The 25,528-nt window shown below is 30.8% G+C and carries 30 protein-coding genes; 14 read left to right on the forward strand and 16 right to left on the reverse strand.

Annotated elements, in window-relative coordinates; all coding sequences use genetic code 11:
- Positions 1-498, forward strand: a complete 498-nt coding sequence (locus HYY52_05505; protein MBI2996146.1) for a hypothetical protein — start codon at positions 1-3, stop codon at positions 496-498.
- A complete protein-coding gene (locus HYY52_05510) occupies positions 488-664 on the forward strand; it encodes a hypothetical protein (GenBank protein ID MBI2996147.1) in 177 nt (58 codons plus the stop codon). Before HYY52_05505 ends, HYY52_05510 begins: the two co-directional genes overlap by 11 nt.
- Here the strand turns inward: HYY52_05510 and HYY52_05515 are convergent, their stop codons facing one another.
- The 3 genes from HYY52_05515 to HYY52_05525 form a co-directional block, all read right to left on the reverse strand.
- Complete coding sequence (locus HYY52_05515) at positions 665-1,165, reverse strand: STAS domain-containing protein (GenBank protein ID MBI2996148.1); 501 nt, start codon at positions 1,163-1,165, stop codon at positions 665-667. It abuts the gene before it with no gap.
- A 94-nt stretch (positions 1,166-1,259) separates the two neighbouring features.
- A complete protein-coding gene (fabF, locus tag HYY52_05520) occupies positions 1,260-2,522 on the reverse strand; it encodes a beta-ketoacyl-ACP synthase II (GenBank protein MBI2996149.1) in 1,263 nt (420 codons plus the stop codon).
- 32 nt (positions 2,523-2,554) lie between these two features.
- A complete protein-coding gene (locus HYY52_05525; protein MBI2996150.1) occupies positions 2,555-2,929 on the reverse strand; it encodes a response regulator transcription factor in 375 nt (124 codons plus the stop codon).
- Positions 2,930-3,405: 476 nt separating this feature from the next.
- On the opposite strand from HYY52_05525, the gene HYY52_05530 reads away from it, so the two are divergent.
- The 4 genes from HYY52_05530 (at position 3,406) to HYY52_05545 (ending at position 6,974) form a co-directional block, all read left to right on the forward strand.
- Positions 3,406-4,020: a hypothetical protein gene (locus tag HYY52_05530; GenBank protein MBI2996151.1), complete on the forward strand. Its 615-nt coding sequence runs from the start codon at positions 3,406-3,408 to the stop codon at positions 4,018-4,020.
- An 86-nt stretch (positions 4,021-4,106) separates the two neighbouring features.
- On the forward strand, positions 4,107-5,204 hold the full coding sequence (locus tag HYY52_05535) for a S1 RNA-binding domain-containing protein (protein ID MBI2996152.1): 1,098 nt from the start codon (positions 4,107-4,109) through the stop codon (positions 5,202-5,204).
- Positions 5,179-6,507 (forward strand): rod shape-determining protein RodA, encoded by a 1,329-nt coding sequence (gene rodA, locus HYY52_05540; protein ID MBI2996153.1) that lies wholly within the window; start codon positions 5,179-5,181, stop codon positions 6,505-6,507. Before HYY52_05535 ends, rodA begins: the two co-directional genes overlap by 26 nt.
- A 20-nt stretch (positions 6,508-6,527) precedes the next feature.
- Positions 6,528-6,974: a 4Fe-4S dicluster domain-containing protein gene (locus HYY52_05545; GenBank protein ID MBI2996154.1), complete on the forward strand. Its 447-nt coding sequence runs from the start codon at positions 6,528-6,530 to the stop codon at positions 6,972-6,974.
- Here HYY52_05545 and HYY52_05550 read toward each other — a convergent pair.
- Positions 6,971-7,159, reverse strand: a complete 189-nt coding sequence (locus HYY52_05550; protein ID MBI2996155.1) for a hypothetical protein — start codon at positions 7,157-7,159, stop codon at positions 6,971-6,973. The two genes, HYY52_05545 and HYY52_05550, sit on opposite strands and share 4 nt — an antisense overlap.
- A 210-nt stretch (positions 7,160-7,369) precedes the next feature.
- On the opposite strand from HYY52_05550, the gene HYY52_05555 reads away from it, so the two are divergent.
- Positions 7,370-8,128: a HesA/MoeB/ThiF family protein gene (locus HYY52_05555; protein ID MBI2996156.1), complete on the forward strand. Its 759-nt coding sequence runs from the start codon at positions 7,370-7,372 to the stop codon at positions 8,126-8,128.
- On the opposite strand, the gene HYY52_05560 is transcribed toward HYY52_05555, so the two are convergent.
- Positions 8,117-8,860, reverse strand: coding sequence for a sulfite exporter TauE/SafE family protein (locus HYY52_05560; GenBank protein ID MBI2996157.1), 744 nt, complete (start codon positions 8,858-8,860; stop codon positions 8,117-8,119). The genes HYY52_05555 and HYY52_05560 overlap by 12 nt on opposite strands.
- A gap of 48 nt (positions 8,861-8,908) precedes the next feature.
- Between HYY52_05560 and HYY52_05565 the strand changes: the two genes are divergently transcribed.
- Positions 8,909-10,285 carry an aspartate ammonia-lyase gene (locus HYY52_05565; protein MBI2996158.1) on the forward strand — a complete coding sequence of 459 codons (1,377 nt, stop codon included), beginning with the start codon at positions 8,909-8,911 and terminating at the stop codon, positions 10,283-10,285.
- On the opposite strand, the gene HYY52_05570 is transcribed toward HYY52_05565, so the two are convergent.
- Positions 10,256-11,215 (reverse strand): bifunctional riboflavin kinase/FAD synthetase, encoded by a 960-nt coding sequence (locus HYY52_05570; protein ID MBI2996159.1) that lies wholly within the window; start codon positions 11,213-11,215, stop codon positions 10,256-10,258. The two genes, HYY52_05565 and HYY52_05570, sit on opposite strands and share 30 nt — an antisense overlap.
- 69 nt (positions 11,216-11,284) lie before the next feature.
- On the opposite strand from HYY52_05570, the gene HYY52_05575 reads away from it, so the two are divergent.
- Together HYY52_05575 and carB are read left to right on the forward strand one after the other, a co-directional pair.
- Positions 11,285-11,728 carry a hypothetical protein gene (locus HYY52_05575; protein ID MBI2996160.1) on the forward strand — a complete coding sequence of 148 codons (444 nt, stop codon included), beginning with the start codon at positions 11,285-11,287 and terminating at the stop codon, positions 11,726-11,728.
- Positions 11,729-11,738: 10 nt separating this feature from the next.
- Positions 11,739-14,969 carry a carbamoyl-phosphate synthase large subunit gene (carB, locus tag HYY52_05580; GenBank protein MBI2996161.1) on the forward strand — a complete coding sequence of 1,077 codons (3,231 nt, stop codon included), beginning with the start codon at positions 11,739-11,741 and terminating at the stop codon, positions 14,967-14,969.
- On the opposite strand, the gene aroE is transcribed toward carB, so the two are convergent.
- A complete protein-coding gene (gene aroE / locus HYY52_05585; protein ID MBI2996162.1) occupies positions 14,949-15,824 on the reverse strand; it encodes a shikimate dehydrogenase in 876 nt (291 codons plus the stop codon). The genes carB and aroE overlap by 21 nt on opposite strands.
- Positions 15,818-17,293 (reverse strand): UDP-N-acetylmuramoyl-L-alanyl-D-glutamate--2,6-diaminopimelate ligase, encoded by a 1,476-nt coding sequence (locus HYY52_05590; protein ID MBI2996163.1) that lies wholly within the window; start codon positions 17,291-17,293, stop codon positions 15,818-15,820. Before HYY52_05590 ends, aroE begins: the two co-directional genes overlap by 7 nt.
- An 80-nt stretch (positions 17,294-17,373) precedes the next feature.
- On the opposite strand from HYY52_05590, the gene HYY52_05595 reads away from it, so the two are divergent.
- The 4 genes from HYY52_05595 to HYY52_05610 all read left to right on the forward strand — a co-directional run bounded on the left by HYY52_05595 (position 17,374) and on the right by HYY52_05610 (position 19,954).
- Positions 17,374-17,562, forward strand: coding sequence for a hypothetical protein (locus tag HYY52_05595; GenBank protein ID MBI2996164.1), 189 nt, complete (start codon positions 17,374-17,376; stop codon positions 17,560-17,562).
- 70 nt (positions 17,563-17,632) lie between these two features.
- Positions 17,633-17,827 carry a type II toxin-antitoxin system RelE/ParE family toxin gene (locus HYY52_05600; GenBank protein MBI2996165.1) on the forward strand — a complete coding sequence of 65 codons (195 nt, stop codon included), beginning with the start codon at positions 17,633-17,635 and terminating at the stop codon, positions 17,825-17,827.
- A 2-nt stretch (positions 17,828-17,829) separates the two neighbouring features.
- Positions 17,830-18,513, forward strand: a complete 684-nt coding sequence (locus tag HYY52_05605) for a DUF2817 domain-containing protein (GenBank protein MBI2996166.1) — start codon at positions 17,830-17,832, stop codon at positions 18,511-18,513.
- Between the two features lie 52 nt (positions 18,514-18,565).
- Positions 18,566-19,954, forward strand: coding sequence for an ATP-binding protein (locus HYY52_05610; GenBank protein ID MBI2996167.1), 1,389 nt, complete (start codon positions 18,566-18,568; stop codon positions 19,952-19,954).
- Positions 19,955-20,032: 78 nt separating this feature from the next.
- Here HYY52_05610 and HYY52_05615 read toward each other — a convergent pair whose 3' ends face one another.
- The 8 genes from HYY52_05615 to HYY52_05650 all read right to left on the reverse strand — a co-directional run bounded on the left by HYY52_05615 (position 20,033) and on the right by HYY52_05650 (position 25,450).
- Positions 20,033-20,230, reverse strand: a complete 198-nt coding sequence (locus HYY52_05615) for a hypothetical protein (protein ID MBI2996168.1) — start codon at positions 20,228-20,230, stop codon at positions 20,033-20,035.
- A 9-nt stretch (positions 20,231-20,239) separates the two neighbouring features.
- The gene (locus HYY52_05620; GenBank protein MBI2996169.1) at positions 20,240-20,701 is read right to left on the reverse strand and encodes a PIN domain-containing protein; all 462 of its coding nucleotides are present in this window, start codon (positions 20,699-20,701) and stop codon (positions 20,240-20,242) included.
- Positions 20,702-20,799: 98 nt separating this feature from the next.
- Positions 20,800-21,042: a YgiT-type zinc finger protein gene (locus HYY52_05625; protein MBI2996170.1), complete on the reverse strand. Its 243-nt coding sequence runs from the start codon at positions 21,040-21,042 to the stop codon at positions 20,800-20,802.
- A 2-nt stretch (positions 21,043-21,044) separates the two neighbouring features.
- On the reverse strand, positions 21,045-21,353 hold the full coding sequence (locus HYY52_05630; GenBank protein ID MBI2996171.1) for a DUF4258 domain-containing protein: 309 nt from the start codon (positions 21,351-21,353) through the stop codon (positions 21,045-21,047).
- A 126-nt stretch (positions 21,354-21,479) separates the two neighbouring features.
- A complete protein-coding gene (locus HYY52_05635; protein MBI2996172.1) occupies positions 21,480-21,635 on the reverse strand; it encodes a hypothetical protein in 156 nt (51 codons plus the stop codon).
- Positions 21,636-21,645: 10 nt separating this feature from the next.
- On the reverse strand, positions 21,646-22,152 hold the full coding sequence (locus tag HYY52_05640) for a PIN domain-containing protein (protein MBI2996173.1): 507 nt from the start codon (positions 22,150-22,152) through the stop codon (positions 21,646-21,648).
- A 627-nt stretch (positions 22,153-22,779) separates the two neighbouring features.
- On the reverse strand, positions 22,780-23,562 hold the full coding sequence (locus HYY52_05645) for a hypothetical protein (GenBank protein MBI2996174.1): 783 nt from the start codon (positions 23,560-23,562) through the stop codon (positions 22,780-22,782).
- A gap of 94 nt (positions 23,563-23,656) precedes the next feature.
- Positions 23,657-25,450 (reverse strand): caspase family protein, encoded by a 1,794-nt coding sequence (locus tag HYY52_05650; GenBank protein ID MBI2996175.1) that lies wholly within the window; start codon positions 25,448-25,450, stop codon positions 23,657-23,659.
- Positions 25,451-25,528: the final 78 nt, after the last annotated feature.

Below are 25,528 nucleotides of genomic sequence, written 5' to 3' on the forward strand. Positions count from 1 at the left end.
ATGTTTTACGAACCAATCCTTAAAGAACTTAGTGAAGCTAGGATAAAATATTTAGTAATAGGTGGAGTAGCAATTAACTTTCATGGTTACAAAAGGCCTACTCATGATCTTGACCTTCTTATTTTACTGAATGAGGAAAATATAAATAAATTTGCGGTTGTAATGAGAAAATTACATTTTAAGCCAAGAGTACCAGTTGAGATTGAAGAAATAGCTGATAAGGCAAAGAGGGAAAAGTGGATCAATGAAAAAAATATGAAAGTATTTTCTTTATATAATACAGACAATGAAATAGATATAGTTGATGTAATGATTCTTGATTATTTAAATTTTGAAGAGGCTTATAAAAATAGGAAAATTATTAAAATTAAAAATTTTGAAATCCCGATTGTCTCAATACCTGACCTAACCAAATTAAAGCAAATTGCTGGAAGACCACGTGATTTAATTGACATTAAAGTTTTATCTGAAATGGAGGATATTACTTATGAGAGCTAACTCAGGTGATGATGACTTTATTGATGTAGAACACTTAAAAAGATACATGGATTTATCTCCAGAGAAAAAGCTAGAAATATTAGAAGAAATGAGAGATTTCTTTTGGGTATCTATGCCTGAAGAATCAAAAAAGGTTTGGGAAAAACTTAAAGAAAAAGGCTGGTAATCATGCATTTGCTTTAGCTATAGCACTGTCAAGATCTTTTTCAAAGGTAAACAGTCTATTCAGGCTAGTTATTTCAAATACTTCATAGATGTTAGGAATTATATTACAAAGTATTAACTTATGTCCACCATCTTTAGCTTTTTTATTTAGAGTAATAAATTTCCCAAAAATAGCAGAACTCATATAGTCTACCTCTTGAAAATTTAAAACTAATGTTCTTTTACCAGTACTAGGTACTCCATCTTGGGATGGAGGAATGAGAGGAATAAGAGGCAAATACTTATCCATGATATGAAATAGTTGCTCACCTATTATTTGAATATTTTGTTTATCTTTTATTATTGCATCTTGCAAAGTTACAATTAATGCATTACCTTCTATGGGTCCAATTTCTAGTCTTTTTCTTTGGTTTCGGTAAGGAAGATCATCTGGGAAGTTAACTGGCGCATGTTGTATACAGATAGTAGGACTAAGTAGTGATGGTGTTCTTTGAACTCGCATATTAATTTTTTCCTTCTTAAAAAATATTTTTTAATTGGATTTAGTTTAACAGGATTAAAAATATTTTCAAATACGTATTTTGTATAAATTAATTTTAAATTCTTCTAAGTGCTAATACTGTGTTATGTCCTCCAAATCCTAAAGCGGATACTAATGCAATATTTACTTTTTGTTCTCTTGCTTTATTTGGTACATAGTCTAAATCACACTCAGGATCAGGGGTTTGGTAATTAATTGTTGGGGTGATAATTCCATGCCCTATTGTTAAAACGGTTGCAGCAGCTCCAAGTGGACCAGCAGCACCAATTAAATGGCCAGTCATAGATTTTGAACTTGTAACAGCAAGCTTTTTAGCATGTTCACCAAATACTTTTTTAATAGCAAGTGTTTCCCTACTATCATTTAAAGGAGTTGATGTACCATGTGCATGAATGTAGTCTACATCTTCAAGCTTAATTCTTGCATCTTTAATAGCTTCAAGCATTGCACGTGCACTACCATCTCCTGTTTCATGTGGAGCAGTAATATGTGAAGCATCACAAGTAGCACCACCACTTATAATTTCAGCATAGATTTTAGCACCCCTTTTTTTTGCATGTTCTAGTTCTTCAAATACAAATACTACTGATCCTTCACCCATTACAAAACCATCTCTTTCTTTACTAAAAGGGCAAGATGCCATTTCCGGAGAACAATTTCTTTTTGAAAGTGCACCCATGTTACTAAAAGATGCCATGCTTACTGGGTTTATTGTAGCTTCAGTTCCACCTGTGATAACTACATCTGCTTTGTTTAATCTAATCCAGTTTAATGCATCTAGCATAGAATCAAGTCCGCTAGCACAAGCAGTAGAATCAGATTTCGCTCTGCCTTTTAATCCCCATAATATACCGATATAACCCGAAGGTGCATTTGGCATAAGTCTTATAATTGTTCTTACACCAATTTTTTTTTGTCCTTCAGTTATTAAAATGGTTTGATCATTACAGGTGGTGTTTATACCACCAATACCAGTTCCAACAAATACAGCAACTCTCTCAGTATTTAATTTTGAAAAATTAATTAATGAATCTTCAATTGCAAGCTTACTTGCTACAACAGCAAACTGAGTAACTTTATCCATATCTTTTTGTAATGTTTTTAAAAGTTTTGGATCAGTAAAGTAATTTTCTAAATAAAAATTTTTAATTTCACCTGCAATTTTTATATCAACTTTTTCCCAATCTTTATTTTCACTAGTACTAATCCTAGAAACACCACTTTTGCCTGATTTCAGACTTTCCCAAAAATCAACTTTTCCTATACCTACAGAAGTTACAGGGCCAATTCCAGTTATTACAACTCTTTTGTGTTGCATAGATTTCTATTTAGTTAGCAAAACATCTTTTATTATACAGAAAGCTGGTTTTTGTGTAAGGCTTCGTTTGTTATGTCTCTAAGTATATTAGGTTTCTTTGCTAAGCTTTCTATGCCATGTCGCAGGGCATATAAAACTGCTTGAGTACGGTCGCTGACATTGAGTTTAGTAAATATATTGTTAACGTGTGTTTTTACAGTTGATTCACTAATAAATAATAGTTTAGCAATTTGTTTGTAATTTACTCCTTGTGTTAAAGAATGAAGTACTTCAGTCTCTCTTGCAGTAAGAAGCTCTAGCAAGTCTTTGTTTGACAATGTTTCTACTTTATGTGTTTGCAAAATTGTTCTTAGCTCAAGTGTTGTTTTCCCACATAAAAACAGTTGTTCTTTTTTTAATTGTTTCATTGCAAGTTCTGTTGACTCTAAAAAATTCTCACCCCATATAAGTGCATCAGCTCCGCTTGTTAAATAGTTTAAAATTTTTGGTTTGTCATTTTCATTAATTATTATAGTTACTTTTGTATTTGGTAATAATTTCTTTGCTTTAACAAGAACTTCTGATAGCTCAATTACTCCTGGCAATGCTGAGGATATAAATAAAAAATTTGGTTTTGTGTTTTCTAATTCTAAGAGCAGACTTTCTTTTGTGTTTATAGTAGATCGATTGCTTATTTGGATTTTTAAATTGTTGAAAAATCTGTATAAGTTTTCATGATTTAAAGATACATTTAATGCAATTAGGGCTGTACGTAAATCTTGCATAGTCTTGTTCTCCTTGTTATAGATATATTTTGCTTACTCTAATGTTTTAGGCAAAATAAAGGGTTTGCTATCAGGGGAAGCCCTAGCTAAACATGCAGTATGGTTAAATTTGTTAAAGGTTGTTAAAATCAAACACTCGAAAATTAAATTTAATTAATCTTCCAAATATTATTTTTTGTGTTTTTCTACTTTTTCATACTTTAAGTACTCTAGGTATAGGTTTTAAGGAAGAGCAATCAAGAAGCAATATTAAAGCTAAAATTAACTACCTTGAGAATCCTAACAAGCCTGATTTTTTTACTAGCACAGAAAAAAACAACTATATAGAATTAGGTAACTTAACCACTCTACAAGGAACATGGTCAGGATCATTTGCTTTAGATAAAAGTTCTATTATTTGGGAAAATCATGGAACTGTAAAAAAGAATGTTTATGATTTAATTAAATTTGGCTCTTATAATATCCTTTTTAATTTTTATACCCATGACAACAAATTGTCAGATTTAAAAATATTGCAAGATGAAATTAAATATGGTTTTGTAAATGTAGAAGTTTTTAATAAAAGTCAAATTAATTACTGGACCAAGGCCACAAGCTTAGACTGGAATGAAATAGTTAGAGGTAAGATTTTCAGAATAAATGATAATGAACTTTTTACAATATTTCAAACAACAGTATATGAAAACAAGATTCCTATTTACGCATTTCGTGGTGAAGCAATTCTTTCTAGGTAACTTCTAAGGTAACTAGATCGTAATATACGTTATAATATATAGTTCGCATCATTTTTTTAAAGTAAGGAAGGTAAGTATAAAAAAACATGACAGATAAAATGGCAGAATTCGAGAGGCTTTTAAAAGAAGGGAGTTATGAATTTAAGGTTCAACAAGGAGATATAGTAAAAGGAAAAATTATTTTTTTAGAAAAGGACGGAGCTTTAGTTGATATTGGTGGTAAGACAGAAGCATTTTTACCATATAAAGAGTTAACTAATAAAATTAGAAGAGTAAAAATTGAAGAACTAGTTAAAGTTGGAGAAGAACATGATTTTTATGTTCTTAGAGATGATGAGACAGAAGAAGAAAAAGTTATTTTATCTTTAAAAAAAGTTAATCAAGCTCAAGGTTGGAATAAATTAGAAGAAGCAAAAAGAGCAAATGAAATTCTTTCAGGTACAATTGCTTCCTTTGTAAAAGGAGGAGCAATTGTTGAGTTGTTTGGAATTAAGGGTTTTATTCCAAACAGTCAATTGCGGATAAAAAATTCCCAACAAGAAAGTTTACTTGGAAGCAACATTAATGTAAAAGTATTGGAACTTGATTTTAAGAAAAATAAATTAATTTTTTCACAAAAATTAGCTATTCAAGATGAGAAAGCAGATTTAATGGAAAAAACAATTCAAAATCTTGAAGTAGGTCAGATTATAAGCGGCGAGGTTGTAAGAGTTACAGATTTTGGTGCTTTTATTGATTTGGGTGGTATTGATGGACTGCTCCCGATTTCTGAATTTTCTTGGCAAAGGGTACATAATCCTCAAGATATTTTAAAAGTTGGTCAAGAAGTACAATTAAAAGTTTTAAAAATTGATAGAGATGTTAGTGGCAGAGTAAAAATCAGTCTTAGCTTAAAAAGAATGCAAAGCGATCCATGGAATGAATTAAGAGGAAAGATAAATGACAATGAAATTATTGAAGGAACTGTAAGTAAAGTTGCCAGCTTTGGAGTTTTTATTGAAGTTCATCCTGGTGTTGAAGGACTAGTACCACGCTCAGAAATAACAAATGAATCAGAATCCCCTAAAACAGATGATTATTTAAAAGTTGGTGACACGGTAAAAGTATTAGTTAAACGTTTTGCACCAAACGAACATAGACTTAGTCTTAGTATAAAAGATGCAAAAGATGCAAATTATCAGTGAGAGAGATTTTGTAGTTAGAAGGTGGTCAGATTTTAAAGATTTTGATTGGTGGCTTTTAGGGTCTGTAATAGCTTTATTAATTTTTGATTTGTTTTTATTAAAAAGTGCATCAAGTGAAGCTTTTGTACTAAAACAATTTTTATTTACAATATTAGCTTTTTTCTTAGGTACTGCAGTTTTATTCATAAATATTAATTTCTGGCAAAAAATTTCTCTTTGGATCTACGTTTTTAACGTTTTCCTTTTGCTTGTAGTCTTGTTTATGGGAACTTCAGCTATGGGAGCTCAAAGGTGGATTGATTTTGGGATAGTAAAAATACAACCATCTGAAATTGCAAAAGTTGGAATCCTTATTAGTTTAGCTGCTTGGTTTTTAAAACACCCTATTAAAAACTATTTTGATATTTTAAATTCTTTTTTTATAATAGCTATTCCAGTTTTACTTATACTTAAACAACCTGATCTTGGTACTTCTCTAGTATTTATTTCAATTTATTTAGGGATGGCATTTTGGGCAGGAGCATCTGTTACACACTTATTAATTTGTGTCTCACCTGTCCTTAGCTTAATACTAAACGCAACTGGAGACATTATTTATAGTTTTGGTACTTTTGAATTTAACAATAAAATAATTGAATTAACTGTAACAAATTCATTTCTTTTATTTATGTTGTTTTTGCTTTTATGGCTAATAATAAATTACAAAGTGTGGAGATCTCCTTGGCTTGTTTTATGGATTTCAACAATTGTCTTTCTTAATTTTATAATTGGTTTTATTAGGCCTGTTTTATGGAGCATGCTGCAACTTTATCAACAAAGAAGACTAACAATTTTTTTAAACCCTGAAAGTGATCCTCAGGGTGCTGGGTACCATATAATACAAAGTCTTTTAGCAGTAGGGAATGGAGGACTATTTGGCTACGGCTGGCAAAATGGAAGATTAACAAGAGGAGATTATATCCCTGCTCAACATACTGATTTTATTTTTTCTACGCTAGGCGAAGAATTTGGTTTTATTGGTGCTGTAATAGTAATTTGTTTATTTGCAATTATTTTAAGCAGGATCCTAGTAATTGCAAAAGATTCAAACAATAAGTTTGCTAGTTTTTTAGCTATTGGAATATTTTCTTTTTTTGCCTTTCATATTTTTGTCAATATTGGAATGACTGTAGGTATTATGCCTATTACTGGTGTGCCATTACCGTTTTTAAGTTATGGCGGGACTGCATTAGTAGTTGATACTTTTAGTATATTTTTATTGCTATCAGTCTCTTGGAGAACGTTGCCTAGAAAAATATTTTAAATTGAGTGTAAAATTAAGATATGTCTCGAAAGAAAAAGGACAGCACAGAAAGCATTCTATTACGTACTCGCAGAAGAGTAATCCTTGATTTCCCGCCAAATCAAATTCAAACACCTATTACTTACATACTAGCTAAGGAATACGATATTGCAAGCAATATTTTAAGGGCTGAGATTGCACCTGAAGAAACAGGAAAATTAGTTATGGAGATGGATGGCTTGCCTGAAAAATTAGATGAAGCAATTAAGAGGATAAAAGAATATGGAATAGAGGTTACTGAAATTGCAAGAAAAGTTACTTTTAATATGGATAAATGTACTCATTGTGGAGCTTGTATCTCTGTTTGTTTAGCAGGTGCTTTAAAGCTTGATAAAAACTTTCATCTTGAGTTTATTGAACCAAAATGTACAGTTTGTGAAATGTGTGTAACTTCTTGTCCTGTTGGTGTAGTTAATATTGATATTTAATTTTGCTCTGTATTAGTTTGATCTGTATCATCTATATCAAAAGGATCAGCAGGATCTACAGAAATAATTGGTGTTGTAGAAGTAGTATCACTACTATTTCCATCTTCAGCATATACACACATGCTATACGTACTTGTTGTAAATGCAATACAAAAACAAATTATAAAATTTGTGCTCTTGTTCACCTTTTTTAACCCAGCTTACAAACTACTTTTCAGCCAAAAAATGTAGCTTTAATTTAATTATCGGTAAAATATTTCCTCTCGCGGAAATTTATAGGTTTACCACTAAATAATTTTTTCTAAAAGCATTGTTTGTAGTTTATTTGTTTAAGATTAGGTAATGAACAATAGGGACAGCCTATCTGACCACTAATACAATGTATAATTATTTCTATGGAACTTACAAATGAAGAATTAAAAAGATATTCAAGGCAAATAGTACTACCTGAAATAAGCATCCAAGGTCAGCTTGCTTTACAAAAAAGTAAAGTGTTAGTAGCAGGTGCAGGAGGCTTAGGTTCTAGTGCACTGCTGTACCTTGCTAGTAGTGGCATTGGTACAATTGGTGTAATTGATTACGATAACGTAGATTTATCAAATTTACACAGACAAGTTATTCACTACACAGATGATCTAAATAAGTCTAAGGTAATTTCAGCTAAAGAAAAAATAAATAAATTAAATCCTAATGTAAAAGTTGTTACATTTAATGAAAAATTAAGTCAAACAAATATAAAAAACATTTTAAATGATTTTGAGATTGTTATTGACGGGCTTGATAATTTTAATGATAAGTTTTTACTAAATGATAGTTGTGTTTTATTAAATAAGAAATTAATTCATGCTGGAGTAATTGGTTTTGAAGGACAAATACTAACAATAATTCCTAAAAAGTCTGCATGTCTTAGATGTTTTTTCCCAGATAAAATACCAGACAATTTAAGACAAAGTTGTAAAGAAATTGGTGTTTTAAGTACTTGTGTTGGTGTGTTAAGTATCATTCAGGCAAATGAAGCAATTAAACTAATTTTAGGTATCGGAAAACCACTTACAAACAAGGTTTTAAAGTTTAATGCTTTAGATGGAACGTTTTATGAATTTAAAGTACAAGATATTAACAAAAGTTGTCCTGTTTGCAACCTAGCGACCTAAATGATGGTCAACATGATGATGACTTCTTTCAGGAATTAGTTTTACTACACTACCAGTAAGGAGTATTAATCCCAAAGTATAAATTAAAATTGCACTAATTACACCAGATGATTTTTCAATATTGCTCATTGATTTTTGTAGTAAGGATTTTAAAAATCCTTGACTAAAAATCATGGATAATGCAACTAAACTTAATGCTATTCCAAGACCAATACTAAAAGACAAAACATATAAGAAACCATTTAACAAATTATGAAATCCGCTTACTGCTGTAGCTGTCATAAATACTGCTAATCCTCCTGTACATGGTACAAGTCCTGCAGTAAGCCCAATTAATAAAATATTTGTAATTTTTAAATTTTTAGTTAAGACTTCATGTACTGAACATTGATGTTTATGCTCATGGTGGAATAATGGCTTAATAATTCTATCCCACATAAGCCAAAGCCCAATTAAAAAAATTAGCAAACTTGCGACAAAATTAATAAAGATTTCTTTGTCAATTGGTGAAATAAATTCTAAAAATTTAAGGCCTGAAAATCCTATTAGATAAACGCTTGCAGTATGTGTAATTGAAGCAATAAGTCCAATTAAAAAAGCATCTCTTGCTTTGTTTATTTTTGTACTTAATACAAAAGTTGCAACAAGGCTTTTACCATGACCTGGCTCCATTGCATGAACCATGCCATAAAGTAGTGCCGTAAATAAGTAAAATAGATTTATATCAGGCATGAGTTGGATTTTAACATAGAAATTGTCTCCATGATAGTATAAATAGTCATGCGGCAAGAAAAAGATTCAATGGGCGTTTTTCAGTTACCAGATGAAGCATATTATGGTGTTCAAACAGCAAGAGCTCTAGATAATTTCCCAATCTCAGGAATTAAAGCAGATTTAGATTTTATTTACTCAAGTATATTTATAAAAAAAGCAGCAGCAAAAGTAAATGCTGAATTAGGCAAGATAGATAAAAAGATTTCTCTTGCTATGATTAAAGCTTGTGATGAGGTGTTAGAAGGAAAATTACTTGAAAACTTTGTTGTTGATATTTATCAAGCTGGTGCTGGAACTTCACACAATATGAATACAAATGAAGTCTTAGCAAATCGTGCAATTGAACTATTGGGTGGTAAAAAAGGTGATTATAAAATCGTTAGTCCAAATGATCATGTTAATTGTGCCCAATCTACAAATGACTTTTTCCCAACAGCAATGAGATTAGCAGCTTTAATTAAGTCAAAAGAATTATTAAAAGTATTAGATGAATGTTCAAAAGAGTTAGCACAAAAAGGGACTGAGTTTTTTGGTGTTATAAAAGCTGGAAGAACGCATCTTCAGGATGCAGTACCAGTTAGATTAGGAAGAGAGTTTCAGGTTTATTCAAGAGTTTTTCATGATCATAAAATTAGATTAGAAAATGCATTATCTGAGTTGAAAATTTTAGGAATAGGTGGAACAGCAGCAGGCACAGGTTTAAATGCTCATCCTGAATATCAGTCTAGAATTGTATCTGAACTTAGCAAGCTTAGTAATTTTGAACTCCAAGGTACACAAGACTTAATGCTTTCAATGCAAAGCATGGCACCATTTGTTTTAGTCTCATGTACCTTGAAAAATTTTGCATTAGATCTTACAAAGATTTGTAATGATTTACGCTTAATGGATTCAGGACCAACAACAGGACTTTCAGAAATAAAACTTCCTCCTGTACAACCAGGTTCATCAATAATGCCCGGGAAAGTAAATCCTTCAATGATTGAAATGTTAAATCAGGTTTGTTTTCAGGTTATTGGTTGTTCATGTGCTATTGAGTACTCATCCCAGGCTGGCCAATTTGAATTAAATGTAATGATGCCAGTAATAAATTTTAATTTACTTCACAGTATAAAAGTTTTAACTAATGCTTTAAAGATATGGAATGAAAAGTGTGTTAAAGGAATTAAGGCAAATGTAGACAGGTGTAGAAAATATGCTGAAGGCAGTGTATCAAATGCTACTGCTTTAAATCCTTTAATTGGTTACTTGCAAACAGCAGAAATAGTAAAAGAAGCAGTCTCAACCGGCAAGCCTATTAAAGACATTTGTCTTGAAAAAAAGCTCTTAGAAAAAAATAAATTAGACGAGGTGTTAAATCTTGAAAAGCAAGTAGGCTCTTGAACAGTCTTTTTTAATTTGTCTTATTAATTCATCTTTTGTTGCAAACTTTTCTTCATCTCTTAGTCTTTCTACAAATTCTATTTTTAGCCTTTGATTATAAAGTTCTTTATATGGAAAATTTAAAATATGTGCTTCTACTTTTAGTTCAGCGGTTTCTTCTTTAAAGGTAGGGCAATGACCAATGTTTATGACACATGGTAATTTTGAGGTTTCGAGGTTTTGAGGTTTCGAGGTTTTGGAACTGAGAGTAGCATATCCTGCATAAACTCCGCTAGCAGGAATTACTAGTCCACTTGAAATCATTAAGTTTGCTGTTGGAAATCCTAGTTCTTTTCCACGTTTGAGTCCTTGAGTAATCTTGCCACTTAGTGAATAATATCTTCCAAGTAAATTGCTAGCTATCTTGACTTGTCCTGCTAATAAATCTTTTCTAATTCTTGTACTGCTTACAGGTTCATCGTGGATGTTAACTGGAGGATTAATTTTAACAATTATTCCAAATTTTTTACCCCATTCTTTTAATTTATCAGAATTTCCTTCTTGATTAAAACCAAACTTATGATCATATCCAATGCTAATAAATTTTGAATTAAGTGAGTCTACTAAGATTTTCGTGAAATAATCTTGGGCAGACATATGTCTTAGTTTTGAATCAAATTCAAGAGCTGAGATCGTATCTATTCCTAAATTTTTAATTAATTCAGCTCTTTCTTCAAATGTTGTAAGCAGTAGAGGTGGCTGACCTGTAATTTCAGAGTGGGGATGATTTAAAAAAGTAGCTACAACTGATGGGAAATTATTTCCTTTACTAAATTTAATTGCATTATTTATAATTTCAATATGTCCTAAATGAACTCCATCAAAAACACCAAGTGCTACACTGCTACCTTCTGGAAAAATGTTTTGCTTAATTTGTGTGTATATCTGCATATGTTATAAAGAATATCATGTTATGTAAGGACATGCCTTATTAAGTCCTGCATGATATAAATAAACATAATGGCAAAGCTAGTTTCAGAAGATGAAGAAATAAAATCAAGTTTAGAATTAATTTTTTTAAAAGATAAGACAGAGATTCCTTATAAAATTATTCTTCAAAGTGCTGAAAAAAAATTAATATATGAATTAAGTCAAGAAAATAAAGGAGCTGGAGATTACGTACTTGCATTAAAACCAATAAATGAAATAGAAAATTTAATTAATGGCATTAAAAACTTTTTAAACGATAAAGAAACTAAGATGTTTGCATTTGAGCCAATAGAGCCATCATTTGAGTTTATTTTAGAAAGAGCACATAAAGGATATTCTGCAATGTGTTGGATTGATGCTGGCAATGTAATTTCAAATCATTACACCTGGGATGGGCTTGGTATAAGATTTTTTACAACTGAAAAGAATCTACTTTCTTTCGTAGAAGAATTAAGCAAGGAAAAGGAGGGATAAATTCCTAAAAATGAAACGAAAAGATATAAAAAAGATTTTATTAATCGGTGCAGGTCCTATTGTAATAGGACAAGCATGTGAGTTTGATTATTCAGGTACTCAAGCAGCAAGAGCATTAAAAGAAGAAGGATATGAAGTCATATTAATTAATTCAAATCCAGCCACCATTATGACTGATCCTGATTTTGCAGATAAAACATATATTGAACCAATAACACCTGAATTTGTTAGAGCAATAATAGAAAAAGAAAGACCAGATGCACTGCTTTCTACAATGGGTGGTCAGACAGCTTTGAATGTTGCAGTTCAACTTTCAAAAAATGGAATACTTAAAGAATTTAATGTTGAATTAATTGGTGCAAAATTAGAAGCAATAGAACTTGCAGAGAATAGAGAACTTTTTAAAAAAAAGATGGAGCAAATTGGGCTTCAAGTTCCAAAATCTTATATAGCTCGTTCAAAAATTGATGGGATTTATTTAGCAAATGAAATTGGCTATCCTTTAATTTTAAGACCTGCTTTTACCTTAGGAGGTACTGGTGGAGGAATTGCATATAACAAAGATGAACTTGAAGAAATGCTGGAGAAAGCACTTGAAATTAGTCCTATTCATCAGGTTCTTCTTGAAGAAAGTGTTTTAGGTTGGAAAGAATATGAGTTGGAAGTAATGAGAGACTTAGCTGACAATGTTGTAATTATTTGTTCAATTGAAAATTTTGACCCGATGGGAATTCACACAGGCGATTCTATTACTGTTGCACCAGCTCAAACATTAAGTGATAAAGAATATCAAATCTTACGTGATGCAGCTATAAAAATTATCCGGGCAGTTGGTGTAGAAACAGGCGGGAGTAATATTCAATTTGCAGTAAATCCAAAAGATGGTCGTGTAGTAGTTATAGAAATGAATCCAAGAGTTTCAAGATCAAGTGCACTTGCAAGTAAAGCTACTGGATTCCCAATTGCAAAAATTGCAGCAAAACTTTCAATAGGCCTTACTTTAGATGAGATACCTAACGATATTACAAAAACCACTTATGCAAGCTTTGAACCTGCCATTGACTATGTAGTAACTAAGATTCCTCGTTTTGCATGGGAAAAGTTTCCAAATACTGATCATACTTTAACTACACAAATGAAATCTGTAGGAGAAGTAATGGCAATTGGAAGAACTTTTATTGAATCATTCCAGAAAGCACTGCGAGGACTTGAGATAAAAATGAGCGGCTTTTATGATAAAACTTTTTTAAGTCTCTCAAATGAAGAACTTTTAAACAAACTTTGTACTCCTACTCCTTTTAGGATTAAACAACTCTTTAGTGCTTTATATAATGGATTAACTATTCAAAAAATATCTTTAGCATGTGGAATTGATGAATGGTTTCTTGCACATTTAAATGAGATTGTTTTAGAAGTTAAAAAGTTAGAAAAAGAAAATATTAATTCAATTGATAATAAAGAAAGATTACTTTCTTTAAAAAGATTAGGATTTAGTGATAAGCAAATTGCTGAATGCATCTCAACTCAAATCCATGAAATTGATATAGCAAAATTAAGAGAAAAACATAATGTTTATCCGGTATTTAAAACAGTAGATACTTGTGCTGGTGAATTTGAATCTTATACTCCTTATTTTTATTCGACATACGAGGAAGAAACTGAAGTTCTGCCTTCAAGTAAAAAGAAAATCATGATTTTAGGTGGAGGTCCAAATAGAATTGGTCAAGGAATTGAGTTTGATTATTGTTGTGTGCATGCATCGTTTGCACTTCATGAAGAAGGATACGAAACCATAATGATAAATTCAAATCCTGAAACAGTTTCAACTGATTACAATGTTTCAGACAGATTATATTTTGAACCATTGACATGTGAAGATGTTTTTAATATTTACAGAACTGAAAAACCTGATGGTGTAATTGTTCAGTTTGGGGGACAGACTCCATTAAATATTGCCAAGTCACTTGAAGACAGAGGAGTAAAAATAATTGGAACACAAGTAAAAGATATTCAGCTTGCTGAAGATAGAAAACTTTTTAGTAAGGTGCTTCAAGAACTTGGCTTAAACCAACCTAAATGTGCATCAGCACATTCTGTTAATGAAGCAATAGAAATAGCAAAGAATTTAGGTTTTCCACTTTTAGTTAGACCAAGTTTTGTTTTAGGTGGTCGTGCAATGGAAATTTTTTATAGCTTACCTGAAATGGAAAAGTTTATTGAAAAAGTTTTTGAAGTTGAACCTGAACATCCAGTTCTAATTGATACTTTTTTAGAAAATGCTACAGAAATTGATGTGGATGCTATATCAGATGGTAAAGATGTTTTAATTTGTGGAATTATGGAGCATATAGAAGAAGCAGGAGTACACAGTGGTGATAGTGCTTGTATTTTACCTCCACAAAACATTCCTAAAAAACAAATTCAAAATATAAAAGAAGCTACTATAAAACTAGCTTATAAATTAAATGTAATTGGCCTTATGAATGTTCAGTATGCTATTAAAAATGATATTTTATATGTTTTGGAAGTAAATCCTAGAGGAAGCAGGACAATTCCATTTGTGTCAAAAGCTACAGGCATACCATGGGCAAAAATGGCAAGTAAAATTATGACAGGTAAAAAAATTACAGATTTAAAACTAAGAGAAATAATTCCCACTCATATTTCTGTTAAGGAAGTAGTTTTACCTTTTAATAAATTTCCTGGTTCAGATATTATATTAGGTCCAGAAATGAAATCCACTGGTGAAGTAATGGGAATAAGTTTTGAGTTTAGCAAGTCTTATGCAAAGTCACAAATAGCTGCTAATCAGCTTTTACCAGTAAGTGGAAATATTTTTTTAAGTGTTAATGATAAAGATAAACCAGAGATTATTCCAATTGCAAAAGAACTTTCTTGTCTTGGGCTTGGAATATATTCTACAAGCGGTACAGCAAAAGTTTTAAAAGAAAATAATATTTTAGTTACTGAAGTTAAAAAAGTTTATGAAGGCAGACCAAATATTTTAGATCATATTAAAAATAAAGAAATCCAGTTAATCATAAACACTCCAATTGGCAGGGAAGCCAGAGTTGATGATACATACATTAGAAAAGCAGCAATTCAATATTCAATTCCAGTAGTAACTACAGTTAGAGGAGCAAGAGCAACTGTAAAGGCAATTCAATCTTTAAAAAATAATGTTGTTGATGTAAAACCTTTGCAGGAGTATTATAGGACATCACCTGTTGTTCGCTCGTAGAGACGCACGGCCGTGCGTCTCTATTATCAATGCATTTTTCATAATAATTATTGGTGCAACATCTTTCCCAAGCCAGATATTTAATGATTCTGCACCCTGATTAACAAGCATTTCAACTCCATTTAATGTTTTTAAATCAAGAGATTTTGCATATTGTAATAATTTTGTCTTTGGTGGGTTGTAAATAATATCATAGACAAATGCATCGCTAGGTAAATATTGTAAATCTTTTTTTGTGACCAAACACTGATCAATATTTGGGTACATGCCAACTGGAGTAGTGTTTACAAGCATAAATGTATTTGAAAGATTAATATTTGATACTAAATCAACTTGGATTTTTGTGCTTTTGTTTTTTGATTCTAGAAAATTTTTAAATCTTTCTAACTTATCTTTATTCCTTCCATAAATATTAATTTGTGAAACATTATTTAAAAGAAGTGCCATTGCACATGCATGAGCTGCCCCACCGCATCCAAGGATTGCAACATTTTTACCAGCTATATTTTTTCTAATGCTTATGGGCATTGCATCCCAAAAACCACTTGCATCAGTATTATCACCAATAGTTTTTCCGTCATCATTAAAAGTTACAGTGTTTACTGCTCCTATTTCTTTAGCTCTGTCTGTTAATTCATCAAGGAGTGGGATAATATTTATTTTATGAGGGATAGTAACATTTACTCCTCTTACTTTTTCTTTTTTTAATTCCTTTAAAAGATTTTCTAACTCTTCAGGCTTTACTTCATACACTTTATATTCTCCATTTATATTTAAATGTTGAAAAGCAGCATCATATATTATTGTTGATAATGAAGGAGTATTAGAAAATTTTATTATTCCTAATTTTAACATGAAAGTGCTTTTCTAACTTCTTCCCTGTCATCAAAGTGGATTGTTTTATCTTTTAAGATTTGATAATCTTCATGTCCTTTACCTGCAAAAACAATAACATCATTTTTATTTGCTTTTTTGATTGCAATTTGAATGGCATTTCTTCTATCAACTTCAACAATAACATTTGAAGTATTTTTAATGCCACTTAGTATGTCACTTATTATTTGTTTTGGATCTTCTGAACGTGGATTATCTGAGGTAACCACTATGAGATCAGCTAACTCTTCAGCAATTTTTCCCATCTTAGGACGTTTTGTTGGATCACGATCACCACCACATCCAAAGACACAGATAAGTTTATTTCCATTTTTTGTCATTGATCTTGCAGCTCTTAAAATATTTTCAAGCCCATCTGGAGTATGTGCATAGTCAACAATGCATGCTGGTGAGTCATTATTTTGAATAATTTGAAATCTGCCAGGAATTTCTTTAGCAGAAGAAATTGCATTTATAATTTTTTCAATATTAATTCCTTCTGCATGAGACACACTTATACTAGCTAGAATGTTATAAACATTAAACATTCCGTTTAAGTTAGATTTTACTTTGTACTTACCACTTGGTGAAATTAAAACAAATGAGAGCTCATTTGAATTAAAATTAATTTCTTTTGCCTGAAAATCAGCATTGTTTTTAACCCCATAACTAAAAAGTTTTACCTCTTTATTTAAAACTTTTTCAAATTCACTAGATAAATTTTCATCTTTGTTTATAATTGCATATTTTTTATCCCAAGTAGAATTATTTATCGTTTCAAAAAGTTTTCTTTTTGCTTTAAAGTATTCATCCATTGTTAAATGAAAATCTAAATGATCTTGAGTAACATTTGTAAGTACTGCACCAGTAAAATTACACTCATTTACACGATGAAGGCTTAGTGCATGTGAACTAACTTCCATAGCAAGGTGTGTAAAGCCTTTACTTACTAGCTCTCTTAATTGTTTGTGAAGTTCAGGTGCTTGAGGTGTTGTATGCTTTGCATCATAATAATTTAAGTTTGTAGACTCCTTGGTTCCAAGTGTTCCAATAATTGCAGTTTTAAGATTATTTTTTTCAAAGATATGTTGAATTAAATGTGTCGTAGTAGTTTTACCATTGGTTCCTGTTACCCCTATAATTCTTATTTTTTTAGAAGGTTCATCATAAAACTTGTTTGCAAGCTTAGCAATTGAAAGCTGAGTGTCTTCAACATAAATTATAGGCAGATTAGAATTAACTTTTTTACTAGCTAAGATTGCCTTAGCACCTTTTTTTTCTACTTGTTTTATAAAATTATGCCCATCGTTTTTTTCACCAATTAAGCAAACAAAGATATCACCAGATTTTATCTCTTGTGAGTTATAGGAGATGCCTGTAATTAAGGTATCATTATTTATGTCTTCCCCCAGATAATTTGCTATGTCTTTTATTGTTAGTTGATAACTCATATTTAACCTGCCTTTAAAGATATTCAAGCTTAATTTAAACATTTTATCAAATGCTAATTTGGGGTATAATAAAGTTAACCATGAGTTCAAAACAAAAAAGCAAAAAAGAGAAAGAAGAAGACTGGATTTATGATCCAATTGTTGTTAAGAATGTACTTCGTGCCAAAAAGGAAGTAGATGAAATTTTAAAAAAGGGTGGTCACTTAACTACTATGGAGGAATTGCTAGAGAAGTTTCATAAGGAAGATGCAAAGAAAATTCAAGATTAGCTATTCTCCAAAGGCTGAAAGAGATTTAGAGAGATTTCGTAAAAGATATTGAAAATCATATAAAGATTTTATGTCATTATTACCTGCTTTGGAGTTGGATCCCTATGGTATTGGTAAACCTTTAAAAGGTGAATTTAAGGGATTGTATTCACTTCATTTTGGAAGAAAGCCTGAATGTCGTGCAATGTATGAAATAAAAAAGGATCTGGTAATAGTTGTTATATTAAGAATCGGAACTAGAGAAAATTTTTATGATATCTTTTAAGAATGAAAGAAATAATCCTAGGCAAAAGTGTGCAAGGTAGGGAAATAAAAGGTTATTCTTTTGGGGATAAAGGATCTTTTAATAAGACACTAATGATTGGTGGTATACATGGGGTTGAAATACAATCAAAAGAAATTTGTGAGTTATATTTAAGCAAAATAAATGAAGCAAAAGATAAAAAATTTCCAAACGATTTCTATCTACTTTTAATTCCATGCTTAAATCCTGATGGTATGGCTCTTAAGATAAGAGGTAATGCAAATGGTGTTGATTTAAACAGAAACTTTCCTTCAAACACATGGGAAAGTTCTTCACTAGCTGGAAACAGTTCTTACTTTCCAGGCATAAAACCAGCCAGCGAGCCAGAGACAAAAGTCATTGTAGATCTTTTAAATAAATATAATTTTAAAAACATTATTGCAGTTCATACAAACTATACAATTCAGTTTCCAAATCCACCAATGATAAACTACGATGGTGAGCAGTCTCGTGAGCTTGCAGAAAAACTAAGTGTAGCAACCGGGCTTATGGTACATGCAGACATTGGTTATCCAACTCCTGGCTCTCTTGGTACATGGATAGGAAAAGATTTAAAAAAAGTTTCAGTTACTGTTGAACTTGATCACACTAAAACTACAGAAGAACTTTATAAAAAACATGGAAGATTCTTTGAAGTAGGGTATTAAACAATTGACATTTTACCTACTCACGAGTATACTCTTTAAGAGTAGGTAAATTATGAATTTTATAAACAGAAAAAGCGAGCTTGAAACATTAAGCAAGAAATGGGATGAAAAAAAACCTCACTTCTTTATTGTCTACGGGAAAAGAAGAGTAGGAAAAACTGAATTAATAAAACAGTTTATTAAAAACAAAAATGGTATTTATTTCTTATCAGATAAAAGAACTGAGATTGAACAATTAAAAGAGCTAAGTAATATTATTGCTGAGCATTATAATGACTCTTTTTTAAGATCACGAGGTTTTAGCAACTGGCTTGAGATTTTTAGTTATATAAAAGAAAGAAAAAAAAAACTAATACTTGCAATAGATGAATATCCTTATTTAATTGAAGCAAATAAAGCAATTACCTCCATATTTCAAAAAGGATGGGATGAGTATTTAAAAAACGAAAATGTTTTTTTAATTCTTTGTGGCTCAAGTATTTCTGTTATGGAATCAGAAGCATTAATCTATAAATCTCCATTATACGGAAGAAGAACAGGTCAGATTTTACTTAAACCTCTTTTATTTAAAGAAAGTGCAAAATTTTTCCCAAAAAAGAACTTCTCTGATTTTTTGTCAATTTTTACTATTACAGGTGGTATACCAGCTTACTTATTGCAAATAGAACCTGATTTAAGTTTAAGGAAAAACATAGAAAGAAAAATATTTTCAAGAACAGAGTTCTTACATAATGAAGTAGAATTTATTTTAAAAGAAGAATTACGAGAACCCAAAAATTACTTCGCAATATTAAAAGCTCTATCGTTTGGAAAAACCAAATTTAGTGAAGTAGCTAATGAAACAGGCTTAACGAAAAATGTTTTAACAAAATATTTGAATACTCTTGAAAGGCTTCAGTTAATTGAGAAAGAAACCCCAGTTACAGAAAAAATACCTGAAAAATCCAGAAAAGGAATTTATAAGATTTCTGATAATTTTTTTAAGTTTTATTTTCAATTTATTTATCCAAATAAAAGTTATATTGAATTAGAAAATTATTCCGAGGTAAATAGAAAGCTTGATGAATCATTTAACATTTTAGAGTCTCAGTGCTATGAAAAAGTTTGCATGGAGCTTGTTCTTGATTTTCAGGATAAATTTTTTATTTTTGAAAGAATTGGAAGATGGTGGGAAAAAGATAATGAAATTGATATCGTGGCTACTTCATCAAGAACAAAAGAAATATTGTTTGGGGAAGTAAAATGGTCATCAAAGCAGGTAGGGACAAATATTCTTGAGGCTTTAAAATCAAAAGCAAAATTAGTAGACTGGAATATAAACAATAGAAAAGAATATTATGTCTTATTTGGCAAAAGTGGTTTTACTCCTTCATTAATTAAGCAAGCCAGGAAAGAAAATGTGTTGCTTGTTCACCAAGACAAGGCAAAATTTAATTCTTAGTTGATTGTGTAAAAAAAACAAAAAGATTTTTTGAGGTGAGGTGAGAGTGATGGGGTAGGAAATTCTTCTGTTTTTGTTTTAAGATGCTTTTCTAACTATTTTTATTTCTGAGACATATTTTGATTTATCAGGGTCTTTTTTTGCTATTTTACGCAGGTAATTCATGATCCTTGTCGGATTGTTTCCAAAACGAGCAGTAAGTGCTCTACCTCTGGCTCTAGTTTCTTCAACTACGGGGTCAAACCATTTAGCATTACTTTTTTTTCTTTTTTTCATACACTTTAATTATACCCTGAGTTCAAGTGGTGTAACAATTTCAGGGAGAAATAGACCTAATGTTGCATTTATATTTTTCATATGTATTTTCTTGTTTACGTTTGCTAGATGGGCACAGTTCCAGGTTAATAAGATATCAATTTTGTAAACTGAAGCAAATGCTAGATGCAATGCATCTCTCGTATCTTTTAATGGCATTAATTTATTCTTAAGATAGATTTCAATAATCTTATCAACTTGTTCTATAGGATTTAATATATGGATGCCTTTTGTTAGCTTTATTGCATATATTTGATTTGGGAAATTTCCTCCTTTTAGTTCTTCTAAGACAAAATTGCTTATATATAAATCATAAAAATGTTTTTCATTGTTCCACCATTCTCTTGTTCTCTTAATATGAACATCAAGCTCTGATCTTTCATCAACATAATAACTAAAAATAGTTGTATCTAAATAAACACTTTGTTTCATAATACATTTAATTTTAGCACTCTACAAACACGAGAAAGATTTTTTGAGGTGGGGTGGGAGTGGTGGGGGGTAATGGGGTGAGGTAATTAAATAGCAACCTATGCAACTCGAAAGTTTTTCCCAATCGGAATAAAATTATCTGTGTGTCCTTTTTCCAACTTATTCTTAATCTCTTCAAATTTACAAACTTGTTCGGGTGTGAAAAGAATCTCTCCACACATTTCACAAACTTCTACATAAACATCAATTAATGCTGAATTGTTTCCACCATTAATAGTGTGGATGATCTTTTTTATTTCAATTCTATCTGAACCACACGATGGGCATTTAAAGTTTTGCATTGTTATTTCCTTTTCTTATATTCTACCCATTTCTTTGGATTAGGCCTATAAACAGTAATTAGAATGGCTATTTGAGATCCCTTATCCAGTGCCCATACAGTATGAATAGGCTCATTTTTATTATTAAAACTTAATACTAAACACGACGGCAGCGGCTTACTACTAGGATAGTCTTCTATTACTTCAGCATGCTTAATAGATGTTTTTATTTCAAGGATCGAAATATTGTCAGCATCTTTTTCTTGAAGAGCATGTTGAGTAATTCTAAAATTATCTGATTGAATGGCTGACTTTAAGTCTTCAAAATTTATGAATGTATTCTACAACAAGTGATCTAATATACATGTAACCAAAGGTTACATAAGTATTTTAATTAACATTACAAAAACACAAGAAAGATTTTTTGAGGTGAGGAGTAAGGGGATAGAGTGACTTACTTATGCTGTTTTCTTGCTCACTTGTTTTTTAAGTTTTGCTGCTTCTTCTCTAATATATTTTACATATTCTGAAGCAGACATCTTTTTTGTCTCTTCGTAGATTTTTCTTCTTATTTTATGTAATTCTTCAAGCGGATCTTTTTCTTTTCTTTTCATATGATTCTCCTTATTGTGAAACAAATTCTCTTGGTGAAACAATTTCAATTAAGCTATAACCTTCTCGTAAATTAATTACGTGAACACCTTTAATAGTTCTAGCTCGTACGATATGTTGAAAGTTCCATGAGACAATAAAATCACAATGATTTAAACTAGCAACAGCAATGTGAATAGCATCATTGATAGCATTAGAAGGCATCAATCCTTCATTAGTATAAATCTTAGCTAGATTATATGATTCATTGCTTGGAGTTAGAATCTCAGGTTGATATTTTTCAACCAATCTCAATAACTGTTTACGCCTTGTGTCATAAGCTCTATTAATTTCAACTTCAACAACTTCTGATATACAAAGTAAATGACTTTTACTTTTACCATAAACTTCTAAAAAATCTATAGTTAGCCTGTACTCACTTCTATTGGTTTCAAGAGCTAAATTCCATATAGAGGTATCAATATAAAGCTTTGTTTTCTTAATCATTATAATGATTATAACAGCTAGTTGTTCTGTCATGATATTCAACAAAAAATATTTCTAAAGAAAGGAGCAAAAGAAGATCTTCTTGAACTAAATTACTACTTCGCTAGAAACTAGATGATAGAAGAACTTTCTAAAAAACACAAAAGATTTTTTGAGGTGAGGAGTAGGGGGATAACACATCATCAGAGCGACACATCAAATATTAAGTCTTCATTCAAATTTTATAGATGTGACTTTTGGTTGCGTGAATTTTTAATTCAATATGATATATTTACGAGCATGATCACTGAAGATAAAAAATATATCTCAAGTGTTTTAAAGAATTTAGGGTTCGCATTTCTAACACCTTTGGGCTCAGTTACTTTTCAATATCTGGTTCTAAAAAAGAGCTTCTTTAGTGGACACACGGCCTTATGTTCATTAGCATCATTTGTTGGTTGGTGATTATTGTTTTTAGGGTATAATTTTGTTAAGGAGAAGAAAAATGATAAGTAACCTTGAAGGTTTAATAGCAGTTGGCTCAATATTAATTCCTGCAATACTTTTAACTGTATACTTCATATACGATCAAAATAAAACTAAAAAAAGAGAAAAGAAAAGTTAAAGAAAAACACAAAAAGATTTTTTTGGTGAGGGATGGTGGAAGGTTATTACTAAATTTTATTCTACAATAATTATTGTTTTCCCAGATGGTGAGAACTTAAATTCAATACCTTCATTTTTTCTTGACAACACTTTTCTAAGAGCAATGTCAAAGTCTTGCCAATTTTGAACATTGTTTTGCATATCATTTGTAAAATCTATTTGCTCGGCAGACTCAAATGAATAACCTAGAATGTCGTTATCCACTAGTACACGCCTTGGTATAACTCTAATATTTCCATTTTTACTTGTAGTAACTGCATAGTGTAGGTTCCCTCTCCATGTGCCTTCTCGATGAATAATCGTAAATATTGTTTTACCTGGCTCTGATTCACCTTTTAGTTCTCTTAGTTTAGGAGTTAGCTTTCTAAGTGAGCTTACTATATCAGATGTATCAAGACCATTAATTTGATATTCTTTTAAAGCTAAAGCAGCAGCTATCAATTCTAATACGCTTGGATCAAGGGGCGCTCTTTCATGTGTGGCGTTCTCGCAGCTTTTTAAAAATGACCAAAATTCCTCATACCTACCATACCTATCAGCTGCGTCCTGAAAACTAATATGAATTCTTTCAAGTTCTTTTTTTGCTTCGTTTAAGTTAGTTATTTGTTCTTTTGTTTCACTAGTTGTTTCTGCTCTACTCTTGAATTTGTCAGTTGTTGACTTGCTGAATATTGTATATGAGTCAGGAGTTGGCTTTAATATTCCTGATGGTTTTGGTTTCCCTTCTTCTTTTTTCTGTGCCTGCCCAACAGCTAGTGAGGGAAGCATGTTGTGTGTCATTAATGATACTGAATACATAAAAAATCAGCTCCTAGAAATACAATGCTTGTATGCAAATAAATTTGATAATGGTACAAAACTAACAGGTTCTTTAGTTCAAAAAACTGCACATTTATGCAGCAATAATTTCTTCATTAATTGTTAATCTTTGATTCAATGGATTTAAATTGTTTATTAACTTAATCTTAACTGGTTTTTTATCGGGGGGTTGTTCTGTAGAGTATTGAATCACTTTAGCGTTTTGTTTGTATTTGCTGTAATGTGCTAACTTTTTTACAGTGTGCATAGCATGAAAAATATTTCCAAAGGATGGATTTAAAGGCTCATTTCTTATTCTCTGGTATTTTAAAAACTTATAATACCAGGATAAATAATAGTTAAATGCTGAAGATCTATCTTCACCATCAAACCCTTTCATGCTGTGATTAACGACTAATGCTTCTTTTGCAGTTAAGGCAGCATATGACTCTCCATCTCCTGAAGAAGAAGTAATTATCGTCACATCTTTTACAGGAAGCTGCTTATTTCCAATCTTAAAGTTTTGCAAGCAAGCAATTATTTTATCACCTTGAATTTCAGATCTACATGAGTCTGCAATTATAACAAACTTCATGCTCTTACAAAGTGGTCCACCATTATCATCTAAGCTTGCAATTGCTTTTGCAATCTCTTCAGACGTAATATCACTGTCTGAAGCTTTTATACATCCATTCTTATCTCCATGCATATTATAGTGAAATATGAAGGTTGTTTTACCACTAGCTTTTGCATTGTTTGCAGCTTTTATAAATCTATCTAAGATATTTTTTTTTGTAGCTGTTAAAGCTTTTGGTAAGGAACCATCTTTAACTTGTGGTAGTTCATCCCATATCCCACGGTTTTCTACACAAACAGTAAAGTCACTAATATTAAAATTTTCTTTGTAAGTCATTCCTATTTCAGCAAGGTCGTTTTCTATCTCAACTAATTCTCCAGGCACACTTGCTAAGAAACAAGCCGTACTCCCATCTTTTGGAATGTCAATTTTATAAAAATTCTCCCAGGATAATTGTTGTCCCTTAAAATTATTAGTTTCTAATTTTATTTTTTGTTTAATAAGTTCAATTAACTCATCTTCTGTTTTTATGTTACTTAATTCTAGACAACTTAATCCAATAAAAACAGGCTCACTATTTTTACTTGTAAAGTTATTAGCTAAGATGAATTCAAACACTCTGTGTATATTTCCATCACCATTAGATATTCCAATACATTCAAGAGGAATACCAGTATCTTCCTTAACCTTATTTAAAACTGCATCCAGATTAAAATTCTTATCATTTTCTTGAAGGATTTCAGTGAGTGTTTTATTTAAGAATACTTGGGTTTCCTTAAATGTAACTGTTTTTTGAAGGTTATTCAAAATAGCTTTTAGTTTTTTTGCAGTAGAAATTACTTCACTAGCATATGGTTCATATTCATATAAACTTTTTGCTTGGTTTTCAAGGATAAAGTTAGGATCTATCAGGGCTAATTTAAATGCTGCTTCTTTTCTTATTTCTCTTGCTTTTTTGCTGCCAAGAGTTTCTTCTAATTTTTTGTAGTCGGTAAATATTAATCTTGGATTTTTTTCAACAGATGCATCTATACCTTCTTTAGGTATTTTTTCTAATTCTTCTTGATTCTTCTTATTTATTTCAACAGCGTTTGTAAAAAAAACAGATTTTATGAATCTTCCAAGTAATATAAATGGTGAAAAAAGTATTTTTAGCATTTTTACGAAAGTGCTACTTTTATCTTCAAGTACTTGAACTGATTGATACTGAGAGTTATTGGATTTAGCAAGTAAGGAGTTATTATGAGAACTAACATGTTGCAGATTATTCTTGTCCTCAACTTGATTTCTAAATCTAAAGCTAATTTCCATAATTAAAAAGATATGTTTAGGATTTTTATCCTAATATTTACAAAGTAAAAAGAAATTAATTTTTGATAATTTTTATGA

This window comes from Candidatus Melainabacteria bacterium (assembly GCA_016193285.1).
Taxonomy (GTDB): domain Bacteria; phylum Cyanobacteriota; class Vampirovibrionia; order 2-02-FULL-35-15; family 2-02-FULL-35-15; genus JACPSL01.